Genomic DNA, 19895 nt, shown 5'->3' with positions numbered 1-19895 from the left:
TGCTTTTTAGTGTTTGCTGAATAGTTACGGTAATGTGTATTATATTTTGGATACTCCGGTTAAGTTTACTGCATTTTAATCTCTCCTGTTAACCCTTATACTAACAGTAGTGCAAGAATTATCAAAAAATTCTTTATTTACTCCTATATACTTAGTCTTGAGGTGAGCGGTTATGTATAGTGAAATCGTCCAAAAAATTGTGGATACATTAGAGGAGAACCTATTAACAACGTGGCAGTTGGAACATTACGCGGAAAAAATCGGTTATTCGAAATTTTATTTGACACGTCAGTTTAAAAAAGAAACCGGTTTAACTATTGGAGAGTATATCCGAAAAAGACGTCTTGCCATATCTGCTTTTCTATTGCTCCATACAGATTACACAATCCTTGATATTTCGTTTGAATGTCAGTTTCAATCACAAGAAGCTTTTACACGTGCTTTTAAAGAACTATACAGAATGCCACCCGGAAAATATCGTAATATGATGCGTTCTTTATATCAAAAGGAGGAAAAGAAAATGGCTGCAGTAAATGAAGTAAAGGGTTGGATTTTAACGGGAACAAACCCATCGCTTTATACAATGAAAGCGGATCACGAAGTATTCCATACAGGCTCGAAATCTGGTTATCTAGGATCTAATGGTCCTGTTGAAGAAGGTCAATTTGGTACTATGATGCAAACATTTTCAGCTGAAAAATGGATTGGCAAACGTATGAAAATGTCTTGTTTTATTAAAACAAAAAATGTGGTGAAGTGCGGTGCCTGGTGTCGGATTGATTCAAGAAACGGTGATTTGTTGCAATTTGATAATATGGACAACCGTTCAATTCATGGAACGACAGATTGGAATTATTACTCGATTGTGTTAGATGTTCGAGAAGAAAGCGCCTCAATTCATTTTGGACTTTTACTAACAGGATCTGGTGAAGCGTGGATCGATGGAATTTCCCTTGAGGAAGTGGACAATTCGGTAGCATCTACTAATATTGCAGGCTCTGCTGGTGAATTACCGCTGGAGCCAGTCAATTTGGGATTTGATGATTAATGATGCTGCTCGATTTACTATTTGATATTGTATTCAACATTTATACGTCATTAGGCTTCGAACAAAGGAATATAAAATCGAATCCAAAATGGAAAAAATTAAATATGACCATCCACAAGCTTATGAAATCTATGTGCAAAATCAAGTCCTATTCGAAACAGATGCCGAACTAAATAAACAGATTTTGGACTTAAATGTGAAAAGCAAAAGGGCAGTTAACAGCACCGTCAAAGAAATATACGCACGTTTTGCGGTACCGTTGTTTTAACTTAAAAGCCTTGATCCGCAACATGTGGGATAAAGGCTTTTATATTTTAATCTCTTCCTTTTAATATACTTTCTATATTATGTACTCGTTCATTTAATTCGTCTATTTGATTTTGTAAATTAACTGTCAGCTGTTTTTCCGCATTTAACCGTTCTTCTGCCCGCTTCGCATTTTTCTTGTTCGCTCTATAAAATAAAGCTACTAATATAATTGGAACGACTATAAAGCCTAGGGTAATGATCGTTGCCACTACATCTCCCAAATTTACACCTGATGCACCATTAGACATTGCTTCAATCCTCCTTACCACAATCCAGTAAACTGCCACCACTAAATTAAATTTATTACATGTGGTTTCATATATCAATGGAAAGTTCCGTCAAGCAATATTTCAAAAATAGTGATTCATGCCGTAATCAGCTTGAACCACTTTTTTTTATGCATCGGTTATTTCTTTAGTTTATGTTCTTTTCCGTTCAAATCTGTCACAACCAAGTGTGTATCTGAAGCTTTCATATCCTTAGCCAAAACATTGGAAAGCTTGCTTGTCGTTTTATGAATCAGACTATATTTGAAGATCCCTTTATTGTTAAAGTAATAAATTGAGGAATGGTCGTATAAGACCGATTTATTTTCTCCACCCGCTTCAACCGGATCTCCTGAATAAGAGTATCTGAATATATCAAAAGTCACCCGGGCATCAAAGCTAATTTCTTTTTTCTTATCACTCCTGCCATTCATCGATGTCGAATAGAGTGCAAGCTTACTGTCTATGAATTTTGTTCCGTCCTGTATAATCGCGCGGGGACTGAAGCCACCATTATTATCGATTTCCGTATAGAAGATCCGGTCGTTCCAAACGAACATGTTGCGGAAGGTACTGCCTGAAGGTTCTTCCATTTTCTTCAGGTTCTGTCCATTTGTATCCATCTTCATCACAGCATAAGCATAAGGTACTTCGTCTGCTTCAGCAAAACCGCCACTATAATAAGGAATAAAAATTTCATTGTTATAGACAATCAATGGAGTATTTTCATGCAAGTAACTAACGCTGTCATAATCCCAGGCACTACGAGGAATGTCATCATATTTCAATAAAACCTCTTGTTTCCCGGTTTCCGTATTCTCCTTTATGATCTGATAATAACCATCTTTGTCTTTAGCGGTTTCGTAGAGAAAGCCATCCTGTTCAATTGCTTGACCTTTTAGGCTGACATATGAACGGGAGTTGCTTAATTTCATTTTATCATCCATTGCACGTACCAGAAATGCCGAAAACTGTGCACGTGTGACAGCGTCTGCCGGCATAAATTTACCTTCAGATCCGCCTGCAACACGCTGTTTTGCAATTCCGTTGATGTCCTGATAAGCCCAGTGTGCAGGCGTGACATCAATGAATGTCGGTTGCTTATCAAATGGCATGTCATAAGCACGACGTAAGATGGCAGCCATTTGGGCACGTGATGTTTCTTCTCCGGGACGCATGTAGCCATTATCACCACGAAGGATTCCTTTATCATTCACCGTCGCAAGAATTTTGTAATAAGGGGAATCTTTTGACACGTCCTTGAACTGAATCGTTGCATCTTCGTTCAGCGGAATCTTCAGTGCTTTGATGAGCATTGCGGATGCCTGTGATCTTGTTATTGGCTCATTCGGCTTGAAAGTTCCATCCGGGTAGCCACCGATAATGTTGAGATCGGATAAATACATAATTTCCTTCTTCGCCCAATGACTATTGACATCGGAAAACTGAGTAGCCGCTTGTGCTTGGAATGGGTTTGCAGAGGTAATGATAAGTAAAGCAATTCCTGCTATTGTTAGTTTAGTTTTCAACATGAAAGACTTCTTTTGGATAACGATTTTCTTCATAGTTGAGCCTCCTTTATTATGTAATGCCATGTACTGACGGAAAAATCATGAAATAGTTTCAAATTTATTTCAAAATTTTTTGAGAGGTCAAATATATACAAAGACAAGTTCTTTAAAAAGTGAATATAATGTTTTGTTCTATAAATATACTCGTCGGATCCGGCTACTGTAGTAAGATGAATAATTACTAGAAAACGGCCAAACGTTAAGAACTTAATTTTTTTTGTATAAATTTGATGTCTTCCATATTAATAATTCGAAAATAGGGTATATGTTAGATGTAATATGTAGGAGGAGTAATAATGAAGCTCGAATTTTTAAAAATTGAAAAAATCGTAGAAACGGAGAAACACAAAATCATTTACATTCCAGCTGGGGGCATGCAGTTTGTATTTAAAAATAAGATCATTTCTTTAAAGGATCCATTACGAATTGCCATGACACATCGGGGCAGTTTCCTCAATGTTGTACGCTATATTGATTTTGTAGTTTACGATGACCTGTCCATCTATACGACAGGTGAAATAAAGCGAGAAAGCTTGTTTGGGATTGTATCGAATGACGAAGTGCTATTTGCTATTCATAATTCGCTGGAAGAAGTTAGCGCGGATATTCCGTTTTTCAAATCATTGGATGCTAAAGAGATGTTTAACCGTGAATTTGGAGCGTCATATGAGCAGTTGAATTAAACGCAAGCTTATTGAATAAAAAAAGTGCTTTATTTAATAAGGTTTAATAATTCGAAGTTATTCAATCAAAGGGCGTGGTTCTGTCACAAGAATCAGCTCTTTTTGTGCTTGAATTGATTTATGTTAATCTGTTTTATTTTAAACTAACGTAATGATTTTAATAAAGATAAAAAAATTAAATAAATTTGAAACTTATTTCAAATTTTTCCGTCAGTACAGCAATCTACTGGAGAGAAGATTTTAAAAATAAAATCTGTAGGACTCAGGCTTGTATTTATTGAATAAGCAGGTGTCCCCGGTACATTGTTGTAGCAAGTGAAATAATCTTTTTAAAAGAAAAGAGAGGAAGCAAGAGAATGAAGAAGCGACTAATGGCAGTTATTGTACTAATGCTTGTGTGGAGCCTGCCTTTATCGGGCACGTTTGCGGCAACTACAAAGCAATTTTCAGATGTACCACCAACAAAGTATTTTGCTGACGCAGTGAATGATTTGGCTGAACGTAATATTATCGGAGGTTATCCGGACGGTACATTCAAGCCGGGAAATTCCATTACGAGAGGACAGGCGGCAGCAATCATTGCCAAATTGCTGAAGTTGGACATGGACAATATAGAAAATCCGGGATTTAAGGACGTCTCGACGAAGAACGGATACTATAAAGCCATTGCAGCAATGGCGGAAGAAGGGATCATCAGTGGCTATGGCGATGGGCGTTACGGTCCGAACGATCCAATCAAACGGGGACAGATGGCTTCGATTCTTGTGAAAGCATTTGATTTGCCGCGTTATGGGTTCTATGAAATTAATAATCCATTCAAAGATGTGAAAGAGTATGATTCACACGGGTCTAATATTCTTATCCTCTACAGACTCGGCATTACGTCAGGAACGACTCCTAATACATTCAGTCCAAACGCGCCGATTACAAGAGGGCAGGCGGCTAAAATGATGAAAGCAACGGAAGACGCGAAACCGGTGATGATGACACTGGAGGCTAGTGACTTAGGTCTGGACTGGGTAAGTGTTATAGCTATAGAACAAGAGAAGAATTCGGATTTGTTCAATGCGATTCGTGTTCAAGGAAGAAACACACCTGAAGGATATACGGGCGATAGAATTCAATTAGTTCCATTAAAAGAGGGTGAAGGTACACTCAACTTGTATGGCAGAGCTGATAAAAAGACTTCTGATAGCTCGTACATCTACAAAAAATATTATGTGCATATCAAAAAAGAAAACGGTGAGTTGAAGCTAACGCTGGAAGAAACAAATGATTTTGTGCCGACAGCAGCGGAGTTATCATTTTGGGATGGAACGAGTAAATCATCTAGTAAAGCGGCTCAAAGCATTCAAAACGTAGCCCTTTCCACAATGGATGGAAAGAAGCTATCTGACAATATGAAGTTCGAACAATGCAAAGATTACTCGATCTGTATTGATATAGACCAGCCCGGTGAATATATTGCAACTGCCCGTTTTGCTGGAGGAAAAGAAGTTCGATTTGGAATCGAAGCAAAACAACCAACCGATGCGTACTTTACCTATGATATCAAGACACTAAGGGAGCAACTGACTGTGGAGTTTGATGTGTCAAACTTCTATGAGGGTTATAATTTTGATGCAGATGCGGCAAAAAATATCGGGATACACAAAATCCTGACAAAAGATGCGGACAAAATTGCTACGGTCACAAGAGACCCTGGCACTAATCTTTTCCGTGCCGAAGCAAAGGCAGTAGGTTCTGTCGAAATTGAATTCGAGAATAAAATACCTTGGTTATTTGGCCCGCAAGGCGAAATGATCTCAGGTAGTACAACAGGAATTCGTGTAGATGTTCAACGAATGGGTGAAATCACGAATATCTCCATAATGGATATTTTTTATATTAATTCAACTATGTAATTGAATAACACCAGACCAAAAAGCAGGTATGCTCAGCATGCCTGCTTTTTGTGACGCATGAAATTTATTTGAGCTCGAGTTATCCTACTCACCAGCCAGTACCGTTACTACTGCTGTAATGAGCATATATTGTAATCCGTTTGTAACAAATGTAATAGAAACACGGAAATTTATATAGCAAAAAAATTTGTCAATATTTAATCATTGGAAGTATACTTTTCCATTGGGTAAATTATGAAATTAATAGGAATTAAAACTTAGATTTTATAAAGTTAAGTAATTGATTGTTCCTCTTACCAGTTTATGGACCATTTATTACAATTTTTGTGCCGTAACATAGGGTGTGTAGAAGAGGAGGAATTCAAAAATGAATAAAAAATGGTTAGCAACATCATTATGTGCAGCAACATTATTTGCAACATCTTTTACTGCAGCAGATGCAGCAAGTTTAGATAAAGAGGAAAAGAAAGGTGCAAATCCTCAACAGATTCAAATGATTAAAGGTGAAAATTACGAAGGGTTGGCTCTAAAATTAATTGAGCAACTTTCATCATCAAATGGCGAATTCAAAATTTTATCGAAAGATTTAATTAATCAAACGTTAAAGAATATGGATGCCAATACTGACAATAAAGAAAAAGTAGTGCCGGCAGAAAAGGCTTCTACTAATAAAGAAGCTCAAAAAGAAACTACTACTAAACCGGTAAAAAAAGAGGATAAAGCACCTCAAGCACCAGCAAAAGAAAAAGTTGCGTCAGCACCAGAAAAAGAGAAAGCTGCAGCAGAAACAAATAATAAGTCAAAAACACAAGCTGCACCTGTGACAAAAGCACCATCAAACTCAAATAACCAACAAACAGAGGCACCAGCAAAAACAACAACGAACAATGCTAGTCAATCAGTCTCTGAATTTGAGAAACAAGTAGTGGATTTAACAAATGCAGAACGTACAAAAGCAGGCCTAAAACCGCTTGAAATGCACAATCCACTAATGGCGGTAGCGCATGCAAAATCAGCAGATATGGCGAAAAATAAATACTTTTCACATACAAGCCCAACTTTCGGTAGCCCGTTCGATCAGATTAAATCTGCAGGGATTTCATACCGTTCAGCTGGTGAAAATATTGCACAAGGTCAAAGAACACCACAACAAGTGGTACAAGGATGGATGGATTCACCAGGACACCGTCAAAACATTATGAACGCCAATTTCACACATATTGGTGTAGGTTTTGTTGAAGAGGGTTACTATTGGACACAACAATTTATCCAACTATAAAATAATCACATCACAATTAGGCTGCTTGACGACCATCTATTGGCGTCAAGCAGCCTAATTTTTTTTATTTTTAGGCTCTATTTAACATAGGAGGATATAGCAAAAATGAACAGCGATTGCTGTTCATTTAAGTTTTTCTTATCTGTGAGTAAGTTTTTTATTCAGAAATACAGAAATCAAAATGGCAATGAATAAGGCGGGTATAGCGTAAACTTGGCCAATTAGCAATTTCCAGCCTATCGTATTATATCCGTCTGAAGCTGGTAGAATAACAGCGATTAGACAAACAATTAAGTAAACTGATATTGGGATAATTTTTTTCATGATCGGTTAATTCACCACCTTATAATCGTGTATTTTATTATTGAAAGTTTAACTGAATCTGAAACATATGTAAGGTATCTTCACCGATAAAGCACAATTTCTGTAATAGGGATTGGTATTTTTTCATTATAACAACAAATTAGAGTGAGTTAGTATAAGAAAATTGGAGGATTTTTGAAGATTATGTATAATCTATAGGTATGAAAAATCAAAAGGCAGCTTACCTAACGATATTGTGAAATAGCATTTAAGAAAATATTTTAAAGATTAACATCCATTTACATAGAGATCTTTGAAATGACTTAAGAAAAAAACAGCCCAAATTGAGCTGTAATTTCCTAATCATTAATATAGCCGTTGTTGATTACAAGGTGGAAAACCTGATATATCCGCAATCATTGAAAAATCATACTGCTTCATAGCGAACTGTGTATGATACAGGTATTCAATAACAAGCAACTTTCCGTTTGATACACCACAAAGTACCCCGGATGTCCCTTGACCATTTGCGAAGGATATACCAATCGGTTGTCCTGTTAAGTAATGAATCTTATGTTGCCATGGCGGCATTGTCATCAACCCTTTCTATGTAGTTTATGCTTCTGAAAAAGGAATGTACCTATTTCAAAATGTAAACTCCGCCAGTTCCCTCTTTATATCAACAATTATTTAGGTAACGAAACTTTATTTACAACCTGATTTAGGAACTTTATTCCATTTGTGTCGTTAAATATATTGAAAGAGGCGGTATTTTAAAATTTAGGGGGAAATTGATGTCCTTAACTTTATTCTTATTTATGGGCCTTGTTGGCGTATTCTTTCTCACATTCCTTAAAGCTCCATTAATGAACTTACTGGGAGAAGACAATTTTCTAATATCTAAGTTGAACAATGCGGAATGGTTTCAAAATTATTGGTTAGCTGGAATATTTCTATTTATTGCGAATGCCATCCTATTTTTTTCGACGGCTCTTCTTCTTTATGTGTTGAGTTATTTCCTAATTCCGTATGTGCATTTGCTTGTGATGATACTCGCTGTAATCGGGAGTATCTTTTTATGGATGACAATAAATAAAACTTGGCATGGAACGAGAAAAAATCGTTTGAAGATGGCAGCCGTCGGGAGCAGTTTTTATTTGATCCTGTCTATTATCTTGATTTATATGTTTGTCACACTGGAGCCTTCCTTTCCAGGGGACGATCCTTTTATGAGAGCAATCGGATTATTGATGGGGATTGTCGTCACAACAGTGGCATTTTTGTCGTGTTTTATCTTTACTGGATTTTCAAATAGGAAAGAAGTGAATGGGGCGCGGTTCTGAACTGGAATCTGCGCTTCTTTTCGTTAAAAGTTAATGTAATAGATTAATAAAGGGAATTGGATATATATGTTGAAGTATGGATGGAGATATTAATAAACGAAGGGGGTTAAAGTAATGAATGGAACTGAAATTATACGTCTATTTGGATTTGAAGTGGAAGGAGAGCCGGCAAGCATATACCCGTATTCACCGGTATACCGAGTAAAATATGGGAATCAGGATGTTGTTGTAAAACGTACGCAAAGCAGAGCAGAAAGTGTCATGTCCTATACGAACATGCTCAAAGACAACGGAATAAATGTGGTGACTCCAGTTAAATTACAAGTCGATAATCCGCAAAAATATGAAGATACAAATTTTGTCGTTTATCCATATATTGAAGGCGAGAAATACGCAGGCAAAGATAAAGAAATTTATGAAGCTGGGAAACTGTTAGGCCGGATTCACAGCTATTCGCCTGTTTCCAATGAATATAATCTTCTTGAATATGATGTCTATGATTTTAACGAAGAAGAAGTAGAAGAGAGTATGGAGGCAATTATCCAACATGCAGAAAAAGCCGGAATCAGAATTGATCCGACTTTAGAGACAAAGTTACTGGAAAGTGTTGCAAATCAACAGGAGCTTTACCATGCCGGGTTGCCGCATGTTACAACACCTCATGATTTTAAAGCAAATAATTTGGTTTTCATCCCGGAGCCGTATTTGATCGATCCGGATAATGCTGGTTGGATACCAAGAATTTTTGATCTGGCACTTGCATTACTGCTCTTTCATAATGAGCATGAAGAGGCACCGGAACGGGTTTTTACAATAGATGAATGGAAATTATTTTTATCGGGGTATAAAGAATATATTGATTTAACCGGTCAGGAAGTAAAGTTTTGGGAAAAGGCAAAACAGCACGTCTTTCTAGATGAAGTCATGTGGTTAATGGCTGCGTATGAGGAAGACTGGCAAAAATCTTCTCAGCAAACATTATTTACGGGCTTAATTCATTTCATAATAGATAGTGCTGACTATAAAATGTAGGAAGCGCGGTAAAAACAATTGGCACTTCCTACAGGGTGGTAAAGTAAAAATCTTGATCAACGCTCATTTTCTATGTCTAGCTTCAATTCCTCAAACCATTTTAAATTTACTAAATGGTGAGAACGGGAATTTTCATTCATGCGACGAAAATAATCAATTTTACCAGGTGATTGTTCCGTGATCGCTAAGTATTCATCGAGAAGAGCAATCCTGGCTACCGTTTGATCAATTTGTGACTGAATTAATTCTAGTAATTTATTTTTATCAAATTCATCTGCAAAGAGTAACGCTCCGTAAAATTGTAAGTTTACATATTCAGATTTGGACCCGTATTTGGTCATTAGATGATTGAATTCTTCTCTGCCTGATGGCGTGATCTCAAAAGTATGAACATCACGGTTATTATTCGGACGTAACTGATATGTTTCTTTGATCAGGCCTTTTTCTTCAAGTTGTTTCAAATTGTAATAAAATGATCCTTTAGTAAAGTTAACAATATATTTATAATGTCTCTTTTCCATTAAACTTAACAGTTCATATCCATGTGCACCGGGGTTTTGAATAAGTAAACCAAGGATAAGTAAAGGAATCAAGATTGCATCACCTTCGCCATCTGTGCTTCGAATTCAGCATATGTAATCTTACCTTGCGCCAAATTCATACTGTGAATATAAATTTGTTCATTTTTTGAATAGTTAGTGTTTACTTTCAGTGACTGATCTTCATTTGCAAGCGGCTCTAAGACATGACACTTCTTCGAAAATGCTTCGTAGTAGCGATAACCGAATTTTCGTTGGGAAACGGCATTTAAATGAATACCATCCGGATTGGCAGTCAGACCTTCCGCCGTTACAAAATAACAATGTTGCTGCTCCTGAGTGAACCGGCGGATATGTTCGTTGATTTCCCGGTACTCTGTTGAGTACTTTCCAAAACCTGTTTCCCCTAAAAAATCACCAAGCTCACCCATGATTAATGGAACATTTCGCAGGTTTAATTCTTTTCTTAAAGTCTCCATAATAAGAGATAACTTTTCATAATACGTTTCATGTAGAGAGTTATTGCTATCACTTTCACCTTGATGCCATAGGATACCGCATATTTCACTAGTTTTAAGTGCGAAACGGGCTTCTGACAAAGCGTGCTGAAAAAGAGTACCTTGTGGATGCCAATCGTCCAAAGAACTGCCGCCTTCTGCACAAGGAATTAAGCCAATTTCTTCATCCGGGTTGGCTTTCGACCATGCTTCTGCAAAAGATGCTGCTGGACTAACACCAGCAACAGGGCGGTCATAATTAATCGGTTCAGTCATCATTTGCCATTGTCCGTTGCGAAGCATTTTTATTTTTTCATTATAAATAGGTTCTACCTCATGCAAGAATCCCCGTCCCGCCATATTGGATTGCCCTAACATTAAAAAAGATTTTATCATTTCATTTTCACTCCTTCACAATAGTCCAATTAGACTTCTGTATTATAAAGTCTAATTAGACTATCGTCAACAGAATAGGGATTTCATAAGTAAAAAGCGACTGATTAAGGAAGGAACTCCAGAAAAAATTATAAAAATAATAATATTTAGGTCTAAGTGTGTAACCGTATTCATAGATTAAATAATAGAGATAGTAATTATGCGTTACTATTCTTGCTAAAAGTTTTGTTCATAATCGAAGGAGGTAACAGATGAAAATCACTAATGAACATCAAGGAGAAACAGTTCATGTTGATGCGGTTGTTATTGGGGCAGGCTTTTCAGGATTGTACATGCTTTACCGGTTAAGGGAAGCAGGTCTATCTACAAAAGTGTACGAAACAGGAGGCGGTGTTGGCGGTACATGGTACTGGAACCGATATCCGGGTGCACGTTGTGACTCGGAAAGTATTTGCTATAACTATACTTTCTCGGAAGAGCTGTATAAAGAATGGTCCTGGTCTTCCCGATTCCCTGAGCAGCCTGAAATATTGAAGTACTTGAATTTCGTGGCGGATAAATTTGACCTGCGTCCCGGTATTCAATTCAATACGCGTGTTACCTCAGCAAGTTTTGATGAAGAAACAAATAGATGGAATATACAAACTGATCAAGGTGACCAAGTATCAGCAAAATACTTCATCACAGGTGTAGGCTGTATATCGACAGCTAACATTCCAAACATTAAAGGAATGGATAACTTTAAAGGTGAGATTTATCATACGGGTCATTGGCCGCATGAAAAGGTAGATTTCTCAGGCAAACGAGTCGGTGTGGTCGGAACTGGTTCAAGCGGTATTCAGTCAATACCGGTTATTGCGAAAGAAGCAGAACATCTGACGGTTTTCCAACGTACACCGCAATATAGTGTTCCGGCAAAAAACTACCCTTATACGGCTGAGTTTCTGGAAAAATCAAAAGAAAACTACCACAACATGAGAGCACTGATGCGCAATTCCGTAGGGGGTATGGCCATGACATACGGAGAAAATTCCGTATTGGACCACACGCCTGAACAACGCCGAGAAGTGCTTGAAGCGGCTTGGGAAAAGGGAGGATGGGCTGTTCTAGCCGCCTATAATGACCTTCTTATAAATGAGGAAGGCAACGTGCTTGTTGCGGAATTTGTACGCTCGAAAATCCGAGAGATCGTAAAGGATCCGGAAACAGCTGAAAAATTATTACCGGATCATTATTACGGTACAAAGCGAGCGATTATTGATACAGATTACTTTGAAACATATAACCGCGAAAATGTAAGTTTAGTAGATATAAAGAAAGCACCGATCGAAGAAATTACATCGAAGGGCATCCGTACAGAAGATGGTGAGTACGAGCTCGATGTGATTGTGTTTGCTACTGGCTTCGATGGAATGACAGGGTCGTTGTTTAAAATCGACATTAGAGGCCGTGATGATGTGGCTTTAAAAGAAAAGTGGCAAGATGGTGCGAATACGAAAACATATCTCGGATTAACGACAGCAGGATTCCCGAATCTATTTATGCTTACGGGTCCTGAAAGTCCTTCTGTTTTAGGGAATATGCCTGCAGCGATCGAACAGCATGTAGAGTGGGTAATGGATTGTATCGAACATTTACAGAACAATCAGATCGAAGTATTGGAAGCAAAGCCAGAAGCAGAGGAAAAGTGGAGTCAGCATTGTAAAGAACTGGCAGATTCAACACTTTATACGAAGACAGAATCCTGGTATACAGGTGCCAATATTGAAGGGAAGGCAAAAGGTTTCCCGATCTATGTAGGCGGATATCATGAGTACCGTAAAATCTGCGATGATGTAGCGGTAAATGGCTATGATGGATTTACTTTAGATACTGGCAAAGCAAATAAAGTAATTTAAAAACGGTATTAATAATTAAAATCTATTATTCTATTAGGAGGAATTATAAATATGGCACTTGATTCTCAAGCGAAGTTTCTTTTAGAACAAATGGCGGCAGCGGGCGCTCCACCGATGAGTTCACTAAGCCCGGAGGAAGCAAGATTAACAACAGATTTCAGTGCATTAGCTGGAACTCCTGAAACTGTGGGCAAGGTGGAAAATCGTACAATTCCAGGACCAGAGGGTGAAATTCCGGTTCGTATTTATACACCAGAGGGTGATGGTCCTTTTCCGGCGCTCGTTTTTTACCACGGTGGCGGCTGGGTAATTGGAGATCTTGATACGGTGGATGTTCCATGCCGTCTGTTAACGAATCGTGCAAACTGTGTTGTCGTATCCGTGGATTACCGATTGGCACCCGAGCATAAGTTTCCGGCAGCTGCTGATGATGCATACGCTGCTGCAAAATGGGTAGTTGAAAATGGTTCATCCATTCAGGTTGACCCTAGCCGTGTAGCGGTTGGCGGTGACAGTGCCGGGGGCAATCTGGCAGCGGTCGTTGCTTTAATGTCCCGTGACAACAATGAATTTGAATTAGCGTACCAGTTATTAATCTATCCTGTTACGAACCACTCCTATGAAACAGTGTCATATAGCGACAATGCTGATGGCTATCTGTTAACAAAAAATAGCATGGTCTGGTTCTGGGATCATTATTTACGTGATGCAGAAGACGGGAAAAATCCGTATGCTTCACCGCTGCTTGCTGCGGAATTAAGCAGCTTACCGCCTGCACTTGTTATTACAGCGGAATTCGATCCATTACGTGATGAAGGAGAGGCCTATGCCCAACGTCTGAAAGAAGCGGGTGTGCAAGTAGAAGCAACTCGCTATAATGGCATGATTCATGGCTTCTTCTGGATGCCAGGTACTTTAGAACAAGGGATGCAAGCTGTGAATCAAGCGGCAGAAGCGTTAAAACGCGCATTCACTAAGGAAGAAAAAGTTTTATAAAAACTAACTGCAGTGCTGGGCTCTTTACGAGTCCAGCACTTTTCGTATTAAAAGTTCAAAACGTCAGGCAAGCACACGATGTGAAATTAAACTGCTTAAAGCCGATAATTTTTAACATACTATAAGTAAGATTAAAAATTAAAGGTGTGGTTGGATTGAAGAGGGCAGTATTTTTAGATCGGGACGGCGTAATAAACGAAGTGCTGACGAAGCGAGTGAAATTTGTTAACGAGCCGAAACAATTCTATTTTTTACCTGGTGCAGAAGAAGCGATAAAAAATTTAAATGACTATTTTGATTATGTATTTGTCGTAACGAATCAAGGCGGCATTGGTTTAGGTTATATGAAGGAAAAGCAGTTACAGAAAGTTCATGACCACATGGTAGCCGAACTGAAGAAAAAGGGGGCAACGGTTCATGAGGTTGCGTATTGTCCGCATAAACCAAAGGCCGGATGTGAATGCCGGAAACCAAACAGCAAAATGATTCAGGATCTGGCTGAGAAGTATAACATTGACCTGGAAAAATCCTATATGGTCGGTGATACGGACACAGATATACAGGCCGGGAAAAAAGCCGGGACAAGAACCGTTTTTATTGGCGATCGTGATCCATTGGCAGATGCAGTATTTCCAAATTTAAAAGAAGCAGCACAATGGATTATTCGTGATCATAAAGAAATTAGATGAATGACTGAAAACAGGCTCGGTTCCACTATTCGGAACCGAGCCAAATTATTATACTCCAATTAAATAATTAATCATAAGTCTGAATATAAAATCCGTTTTCCTCAGACCATTCCCCATAATAAATTTTCTTGATATCCTCGTAGCCTTCTTCTTTTAATTGATGAATGATCCATTGCTTATCTTTCCCGATTTGTGCCAGAATTCTTTCTTCAATCCGCCCTTCATCGACAAGCAAATGGGTAAGCACTCCATCTGTGTCATCGCCGGATGCATCCTTTTTCAATACGCTGATTTGCCCGCCCGGTTCCAGAATGGCATATTTTACTTCCCTAACTGAAAAAACTCCTTGCATCCGTAGCAAGGAACGTAGCTGTTCGGATTCCATTTTATTTTTCTCTAATTCTTTAATATCCAATCTGCCATTATTTACGAGAAAAGACGGTTCTCCTTTAATAATCGGGCGAAGCTTTTCAAATTTCCTGACAAGAAAATCAGTTAAAAGATACAGCGCAGTCCAGAGCCCAATCGTATAAAGGACATCCCAAATCTTCACTTTTTCATCGTAGACCCCTTCTTCCAGCGTTCCACCGAGTATGACGATAAATACAAAATCGAATGGGGTTACTTCAGTAAGCTCTTTTTTTCCGATAAAGCGGATAACAACCATAAGTGCGATAAACCCAGCAATAATCTTAATAGTTATAGCCGTAATCATTCTTTTCACTCTCCTATTAATCATTGAATACCCTGGAGTCAACCAATTTAAGCTGGTCATAAATCACTAGGCATTCACTGTTTTTAAAAGGGATGAAGGAGTATTTATGAGTTAAATAGAAATGAATAGTAGAGGTTCGGCGATATGATCTTGCGAAAAATAACCGATCGAAGCGATGAGGAGGAAAAGAAATGCAAATATATCCTGATTGTCCTGTTATTACAAAAACGGTTGCCGTAGGAGGGCTGTCGAAGGCCGATCTTATCCAAAAGCTGCATCAGAGTTCTATTTTATTGAATCTATACGGAGAGAAATTATTAAATGACGACCGGTTTACGACTTCCGAGACAAGATATAGCGTGGAAGTAGTTGAACTATCGGTTAGGGATCTTGGCTTTCCGAATGGCGCAACATTACCTGAAATTTATAATCAGGCAAACAACCTTGGTTTGCAGTTATGTCCGCCGGAACTAGGGCCCTATTTACGACTTGAATATGTAGAGCAAGATGAGGGGGATGCAGAGAATCTTTCACAAAAAAATGAGGCACCTTCGGGATCGCTCACCATCGCTTCGGAATTAATAAGTGATGAAGATAGTTTTCCTAAAGGGTTTTATATTAGAAAAGTTGACGGAATTTTACGGTTGCGCGGATATGTGGCTGACAACTTGCATGTGTGGAATCCCGATAACCGATTTATTTTTAAATTAGTCAAAGAGGATTAAATACTACAGACAAAACAGGAAACCGGGTGAGTAAGTCTGGGGGAGGGCTTCCTCAAAGTAAAGGTGCGGTTTACGTTCCGCAGATTTAAATCGTCCATTTTGAAGGGTACTTTATAGTGGAACGGAACATGATCTTCATCATATAAAATCGTTGTGTCGCGGTATTCATATTGGAGGAACTGTTGATGATGAAATTGATAATTGCTTTATTAGCATTGGTCGGCGGTTCTGCCGTTGCGGTACAGAGTCAAATCAATGCCTTGTTAAGTAAAAAAGTAGGTCTATTGGAAAGCGCAACTGTTTCTTTCATGGTAGGCGCGCTTGCGTTGTTTTTCGTAGCTTTCTTTTTCGGAAAGGGAAATTTGTTAAATGTATTTACTGTTCCCAAATGGCAATTAATCGGAGGATTATTGGGCGCATTCTTTATTGTCATCAGTATCTTTTCCGTAAATTTAATCGGAGTTGCCGCTACCTTTATGGCAGTCATCATGGGTCAGATTTTAGTAGGTGCAATTATTGATCATTTTGGACTTTTTGGCGGGGTTGCCTATCCAATGAATCCGACTAAATTCATTGCGCTTGGATTAATGTTTATCGGAATTTATATGTTTAATAAAGCTTAAACAAATGGCGTAAATCAGCTTGGTATTTTCAGGCTGATTTTGTTTTTTATTTAAATAGACAGCTGTATTCACAAACTGATAGAATAATTAGAAATAAATTACAGGTGGAATGAATTTGAAAAAAAGACTAGGTTGCCTACACGCCCATTATTCCAATATTGAATACATAGAAAAAGCACTTGCTCCATTTAACATCGAATTTGTCCATTTTGTGGATCCGGGATTAGTGGATCGATTAACTTCAGATCGGAATTTCCATGAGGCAGATGCACAGCAGAAAGTGAAAGAGCAGTTAGAATGGATTGCCCAATCAAATATGGATGCTATTTTAATTACTTGTACAAACTATATTGCCATTTTACAGGAAGACCAACTATCCATATCAGTACCAATTATAAAATTGGATGAACCATTCTTTAATTTCATCTGTAATATACCCCAACCCCAGACTGTACTTTTTACCAATCCTGCAACCGTTGAAGGGACAATGGAACGTCTAAAACAATATGCTGATACTTACCAAAAAACATTAGACATCGAGGTTGTTGTTCTAGACAATACGTTTGAATTGATTATGCAGGGACGTAAAGAAGAATACAATGAGAAAGTAACAAAGATATTAGAACAACTTATTAACGATGATAAAATAATTTCTGTTGCTCAGTTATCGATGGTGGATGCTGCTCAGGTTGTTGAAGCAAGACAGGTAGTTCAATCATAAATCCTTTAAAAACATTCGTCACTTCTATTGTAAAAGAATTAGATCTAAAAGAAAAAATTAATTAAAAATATTGACGAGCGCGTATCTCAAAAGATCAGCGCTTTTTTTATTACCTGGAAAATTTATGTTAAAATTTAGTGGGGATTATTTGTTCGATTTGAAGACTGAGGCAAGGGCGAAGAATAATCTATTAAGGAGAATTCTGATGCCGATGATTATATATAAAAAGGAGCTTTACTATGGAAATTCTATTAGTTGGAACGTTTCACCTGAGCGATACTTCAGACTTGAACACATTATCGGAAAAGGATAAAAGTAAATATGGTGATAGCGATTTCGAAAAGTTGGCTGGTGATCTGGCAAAATTTCAAGCGGATCAAGTATTTGTAGAATATCCATTTCATTTACAGGAACAGCTGACTTCAATTTATCGCTCGCAAGAAGTGGAAGAAATAAATGAAGGTTTTAAAGGAAATGAGATTTTTCAAATTGGATTCCGGTTAGCAAAAATGCTTGGGCATAATACCATTTATGCTGTGGATTGGAACGAGCAGCCGGAGGAATCCATCGATTTAGGTCTCATTGCAGAAGGGCAATCGAAAACAGAATTTAATGAAATAATGAACCGTATACAAATGGTAATCGGGAAGCTCTCTTCTATAATTCAGCAAGGGGATATCATCGAACTGTACAAATATATTAATTCACATGAATACACAGTAAATGATCATCAGGTCTACCTGGATTTAATGCAGCTCGACGATGAAATTGGATTTGATTGGGTAACGAAATACTGGTATTACCGAAATTTAAAAATCGTCCGTAATATAAAAAAATCTATTCTTCCTGAAACAAAAAGAGCGGTTATTTTATATGGGAGCGGCCATAACTACCTGCTTAAACAACAGTTGGAGGATGATAAAACAATTAAAGTCATTCAGTACGGAGATTGGTCGGAATAATATAGATTCGAACGGGTTAAAGGAGTGAACCGATTATTTTAGAAAATATACTGGGAGTTTTAATTATATTATTTATAATCTCAGCGTGCTTGTTAATCGCCTATTGGAGTTTTAACAGACTATTTAAATCGACATTAAGATCCACAAATAAAAGGGATACAGCGTTAAAAGTCGAGCTGTATACATTGGAAAAACGAGTGGAGGCACTCGAAAGAAAGTTAGAAGAAAAGTAAATGGCTGGATTGGGGAGTTGGTTACAACATGATTACATTACGAAATGTGCAACAAACAGATTTAGAAGAGCTGATCATCATTGAAAATGAAGGTTTTACAAAAGAAGAGGCTGCCACAAGGGAAGCCTTTGTGGAGAGAATTCAGCTGATCGCGGATACATTTATTGTCGCCGAAAAAGATGGAGAGATTATTGGCTATATTAACGGCCCGGTAATTTCTCAACGATACATAACGGATGACCTTTTTGAACAAATAAATGAAAATCCTAAAAAGGGAGGCTACCAGAGTATATTAGGCGTAGCTGTTTCTAAAAAGACAAGAAATCAAGGAATTGCCCGGATGTTGATCAATCAACTGGAGCAGCTTGTAAAAGAAAATGGGCGACAAGGAATTACGTTAACATGCAGACAGGAATTGGTTTCTTTTTATGAAAAGCTCGGATTTGTAAACGAAGGTACTTCTGAATCCCAGCATGGCGGAGTCAGTTGGTATAACATGGTCAAACTGCAGGACAATATGGGTTAAGTTTTGGGAGGATTTCAATGTACGGGAAATCCTCCTTTTAAATATTTTTTGGCCCGGTTTTTGTTATATATTGTAGATGTAAGTAAATAATTGAAAGATAAATTGAGTATAAGTTAGGTGAAATCGAGATGAAAAAACCCTCTCCAAAGCTTCCTTTAACATCCGAAGAAAGAATCAATTTAAGAAAGTGCAAAGTGAAATTAAATGAAATCGCTCAAATGGATATACAACAATTAACTGCATGCTTACAATCAACTTACGAACGTGCTAACTATCTCCGTGGACTAGCTCAATTCCAGGCGATCCCTTCAATCGGACCGAAGTTGGCTCAATGGGTTACGGAATTGGGTTATTATTCTTTGGAAGAATTGAAAAACGAAGATGGTGCTGATTTAACAAATCGATTGGAGGAGCACTTCGGTTATTGGGAAGACCCGTGTGTAGAGGATTCGTTAAGATGTATCGTATATCATGCTAACCATTCAGACAGCGAAAAAAGTTGGTGGCATTTTACGGATGAACGGAAACGATATCGGGAAATAAATGGATATCCTGATTCAAGGCCAACGACACCTTGGCATGAAAAGAAAACGAAAAGCTAATTGAGAGGTATATAAAAAATCTATTACTAGAGCGA

Annotated in this window: 21 protein-coding genes and 1 pseudogene; 15 read left to right on the top strand and 7 right to left on the bottom strand. The window is 37.9% G+C overall.

Annotated elements, in window-relative coordinates; all coding sequences use genetic code 11:
• The first annotated feature begins 172 nt into the window (after positions 1-172).
• On the top strand, positions 173-1048 hold the full coding sequence (locus MKX73_RS17780) for a helix-turn-helix transcriptional regulator (RefSeq protein WP_340718605.1): 876 nt from the start codon (positions 173-175) through the stop codon (positions 1046-1048).
• A gap of 314 nt (positions 1049-1362) precedes the next feature.
• Here MKX73_RS17780 and MKX73_RS17775 read toward each other — a convergent pair whose 3' ends face one another.
• The gene (locus MKX73_RS17775) at positions 1363-1605 is read right to left on the bottom strand and encodes a hypothetical protein (protein ID WP_340718604.1); all 243 of its coding nucleotides are present in this window, start codon (positions 1603-1605) and stop codon (positions 1363-1365) included.
• Positions 1606-1763: 158 nt separating this feature from the next.
• Entirely contained in the window at positions 1764-3188 is a 1425-nt protein-coding gene (locus tag MKX73_RS17770) for an S-layer homology domain-containing protein (protein WP_340718603.1), read from the bottom strand.
• A gap of 302 nt (positions 3189-3490) precedes the next feature.
• Here MKX73_RS17770 and MKX73_RS17765 point away from each other — a divergent pair, with 302 nt between their 5' ends.
• From MKX73_RS17765 to MKX73_RS17755, 3 genes are all read left to right on the top strand, one after another.
• Entirely contained in the window at positions 3491-3877 is a 387-nt protein-coding gene (locus tag MKX73_RS17765) for a molecular chaperone (protein WP_340718602.1), read from the top strand.
• A 356-nt stretch (positions 3878-4233) separates the two neighbouring features.
• A complete protein-coding gene (locus MKX73_RS17760) occupies positions 4234-5781 on the top strand; it encodes an S-layer homology domain-containing protein (protein WP_340718601.1) in 1548 nt (515 codons plus the stop codon).
• Between the two features lie 367 nt (positions 5782-6148).
• The gene (locus tag MKX73_RS17755; RefSeq protein WP_340718600.1) at positions 6149-7060 is read left to right on the top strand and encodes a CAP domain-containing protein; all 912 of its coding nucleotides are present in this window, start codon (positions 6149-6151) and stop codon (positions 7058-7060) included.
• Between the two features lie 138 nt (positions 7061-7198).
• Here MKX73_RS17755 and MKX73_RS17750 read toward each other — a convergent pair whose 3' ends face one another.
• Positions 7199-7384: a DUF4017 family protein gene (locus tag MKX73_RS17750; protein WP_340718599.1), complete on the bottom strand. Its 186-nt coding sequence runs from the start codon at positions 7382-7384 to the stop codon at positions 7199-7201.
• Positions 7385-7729: 345 nt separating this feature from the next.
• The gene (locus MKX73_RS17745) at positions 7730-7960 is read right to left on the bottom strand and encodes a hypothetical protein (protein ID WP_340718598.1); all 231 of its coding nucleotides are present in this window, start codon (positions 7958-7960) and stop codon (positions 7730-7732) included.
• 197 nt (positions 7961-8157) lie between these two features.
• Between MKX73_RS17745 and MKX73_RS17740 the strand changes: the two genes are divergently transcribed.
• The gene (locus MKX73_RS17740; RefSeq protein ID WP_340718597.1) at positions 8158-8706 is read left to right on the top strand and encodes a hypothetical protein; all 549 of its coding nucleotides are present in this window, start codon (positions 8158-8160) and stop codon (positions 8704-8706) included.
• 114 nt (positions 8707-8820) lie between these two features.
• On the top strand, positions 8821-9738 hold the full coding sequence (locus tag MKX73_RS17735; protein WP_340718596.1) for a phosphotransferase: 918 nt from the start codon (positions 8821-8823) through the stop codon (positions 9736-9738).
• A gap of 56 nt (positions 9739-9794) precedes the next feature.
• Here the strand turns inward: MKX73_RS17735 and MKX73_RS17730 are convergent, their stop codons facing one another.
• Positions 9795-10331, bottom strand: a complete 537-nt coding sequence (locus MKX73_RS17730; protein ID WP_340718595.1) for a PadR family transcriptional regulator — start codon at positions 10329-10331, stop codon at positions 9795-9797.
• Complete coding sequence (locus MKX73_RS17725) at positions 10328-11170, bottom strand: sialate O-acetylesterase (RefSeq protein WP_340718594.1); 843 nt, start codon at positions 11168-11170, stop codon at positions 10328-10330. Before MKX73_RS17725 ends, MKX73_RS17730 begins: the two co-directional genes overlap by 4 nt.
• 251 nt (positions 11171-11421) lie before the next feature.
• Between MKX73_RS17725 and MKX73_RS17720 the strand changes: the two genes are divergently transcribed.
• From MKX73_RS17720 to MKX73_RS17710, 3 genes are all read left to right on the top strand, one after another.
• A complete protein-coding gene (locus tag MKX73_RS17720) occupies positions 11422-13068 on the top strand; it encodes a flavin-containing monooxygenase (RefSeq protein ID WP_340718593.1) in 1647 nt (548 codons plus the stop codon).
• Positions 13069-13119: 51 nt separating this feature from the next.
• Complete coding sequence (locus MKX73_RS17715) at positions 13120-14064, top strand: alpha/beta hydrolase (protein WP_340718592.1); 945 nt, start codon at positions 13120-13122, stop codon at positions 14062-14064.
• A gap of 155 nt (positions 14065-14219) precedes the next feature.
• Positions 14220-14753, top strand: coding sequence for a D-glycero-alpha-D-manno-heptose-1,7-bisphosphate 7-phosphatase (locus MKX73_RS17710; RefSeq protein ID WP_340718591.1), 534 nt, complete (start codon positions 14220-14222; stop codon positions 14751-14753).
• Between the two features lie 67 nt (positions 14754-14820).
• Here the strand turns inward: MKX73_RS17710 and MKX73_RS17705 are convergent, their stop codons facing one another.
• The gene (locus MKX73_RS17705) at positions 14821-15468 is read right to left on the bottom strand and encodes a DUF421 domain-containing protein (RefSeq protein ID WP_340718590.1); all 648 of its coding nucleotides are present in this window, start codon (positions 15466-15468) and stop codon (positions 14821-14823) included.
• 191 nt (positions 15469-15659) lie between these two features.
• Between MKX73_RS17705 and MKX73_RS17700 the strand changes: the two genes are divergently transcribed.
• The 6 genes and pseudogenes from MKX73_RS17700 to MKX73_RS17675 all read left to right on the top strand — a co-directional run bounded on the left by MKX73_RS17700 (position 15660) and on the right by MKX73_RS17675 (position 19860).
• A complete protein-coding gene (locus MKX73_RS17700; protein ID WP_340718589.1) occupies positions 15660-16193 on the top strand; it encodes a helicase in 534 nt (177 codons plus the stop codon).
• Positions 16194-16381: 188 nt separating this feature from the next.
• Positions 16382-16816, top strand: a complete 435-nt coding sequence (locus MKX73_RS17695; RefSeq protein ID WP_340718935.1) for a DMT family transporter — start codon at positions 16382-16384, stop codon at positions 16814-16816.
• 109 nt (positions 16817-16925) lie between these two features.
• A pseudogene (locus MKX73_RS17690) lies at positions 16926-17602 on the top strand (hypothetical protein).
• A 174-nt stretch (positions 17603-17776) separates the two neighbouring features.
• Positions 17777-18499: a DUF5694 domain-containing protein gene (locus tag MKX73_RS17685; RefSeq protein WP_340718588.1), complete on the top strand. Its 723-nt coding sequence runs from the start codon at positions 17777-17779 to the stop codon at positions 18497-18499.
• Between the two features lie 261 nt (positions 18500-18760).
• On the top strand, positions 18761-19258 hold the full coding sequence (locus MKX73_RS17680) for a GNAT family N-acetyltransferase (protein WP_340718587.1): 498 nt from the start codon (positions 18761-18763) through the stop codon (positions 19256-19258).
• A gap of 128 nt (positions 19259-19386) precedes the next feature.
• Entirely contained in the window at positions 19387-19860 is a 474-nt protein-coding gene (locus MKX73_RS17675) for a helix-hairpin-helix domain-containing protein (protein WP_340718586.1), read from the top strand.
• Positions 19861-19895 lie beyond the last annotated feature (35 nt).

It is taken from the genome of Solibacillus sp. FSL W7-1436 (assembly GCF_038007305.1).
Classification (GTDB): domain Bacteria; phylum Bacillota; class Bacilli; order Bacillales_A; family Planococcaceae; genus Solibacillus.
The sequence above is the reverse complement of the archived record's forward strand: the minus strand, read 5'-3'. Positions and strand labels throughout refer to the sequence as shown.

Coding starts and splice junctions, on each gene's coding strand:
- MKX73_RS17695 (WP_340718935.1), top strand. CDS start 16,382: ATGAAATTGATAATTGCTTTATTAGCATTGGTCGGCGGTTCTGCCGTT.
- MKX73_RS17725 (WP_340718594.1), bottom strand. CDS start 11,170: ATGATAAAATCTTTTTTAATGTTAGGGCAATCCAATATGGCGGGACGG.
- MKX73_RS17780 (WP_340718605.1), top strand. CDS start 173: ATGTATAGTGAAATCGTCCAAAAAATTGTGGATACATTAGAGGAGAAC.
- MKX73_RS17745 (WP_340718598.1), bottom strand. CDS start 7,960: ATGACAATGCCGCCATGGCAACATAAGATTCATTACTTAACAGGACAA.
- MKX73_RS17775 (WP_340718604.1), bottom strand. CDS start 1,605: ATGTCTAATGGTGCATCAGGTGTAAATTTGGGAGATGTAGTGGCAACG.
- MKX73_RS17720 (WP_340718593.1), top strand. CDS start 11,422: ATGAAAATCACTAATGAACATCAAGGAGAAACAGTTCATGTTGATGCG.
- MKX73_RS17700 (WP_340718589.1), top strand. CDS start 15,660: ATGCAAATATATCCTGATTGTCCTGTTATTACAAAAACGGTTGCCGTA.
- MKX73_RS17770 (WP_340718603.1), bottom strand. CDS start 3,188: ATGAAGAAAATCGTTATCCAAAAGAAGTCTTTCATGTTGAAAACTAAA.
- MKX73_RS17760 (WP_340718601.1), top strand. CDS start 4,234: ATGAAGAAGCGACTAATGGCAGTTATTGTACTAATGCTTGTGTGGAGC.
- MKX73_RS17680 (WP_340718587.1), top strand. CDS start 18,761: ATGATTACATTACGAAATGTGCAACAAACAGATTTAGAAGAGCTGATC.
- MKX73_RS17735 (WP_340718596.1), top strand. CDS start 8,821: ATGAATGGAACTGAAATTATACGTCTATTTGGATTTGAAGTGGAAGGA.
- MKX73_RS17750 (WP_340718599.1), bottom strand. CDS start 7,384: ATGAAAAAAATTATCCCAATATCAGTTTACTTAATTGTTTGTCTAATC.
- MKX73_RS17740 (WP_340718597.1), top strand. CDS start 8,158: ATGTCCTTAACTTTATTCTTATTTATGGGCCTTGTTGGCGTATTCTTT.
- MKX73_RS17705 (WP_340718590.1), bottom strand. CDS start 15,468: ATGATTACGGCTATAACTATTAAGATTATTGCTGGGTTTATCGCACTT.
- MKX73_RS17755 (WP_340718600.1), top strand. CDS start 6,149: ATGAATAAAAAATGGTTAGCAACATCATTATGTGCAGCAACATTATTT.
- MKX73_RS17685 (WP_340718588.1), top strand. CDS start 17,777: ATGGAAATTCTATTAGTTGGAACGTTTCACCTGAGCGATACTTCAGAC.
- MKX73_RS17675 (WP_340718586.1), top strand. CDS start 19,387: ATGAAAAAACCCTCTCCAAAGCTTCCTTTAACATCCGAAGAAAGAATC.
- MKX73_RS17715 (WP_340718592.1), top strand. CDS start 13,120: ATGGCACTTGATTCTCAAGCGAAGTTTCTTTTAGAACAAATGGCGGCA.
- MKX73_RS17765 (WP_340718602.1), top strand. CDS start 3,491: ATGAAGCTCGAATTTTTAAAAATTGAAAAAATCGTAGAAACGGAGAAA.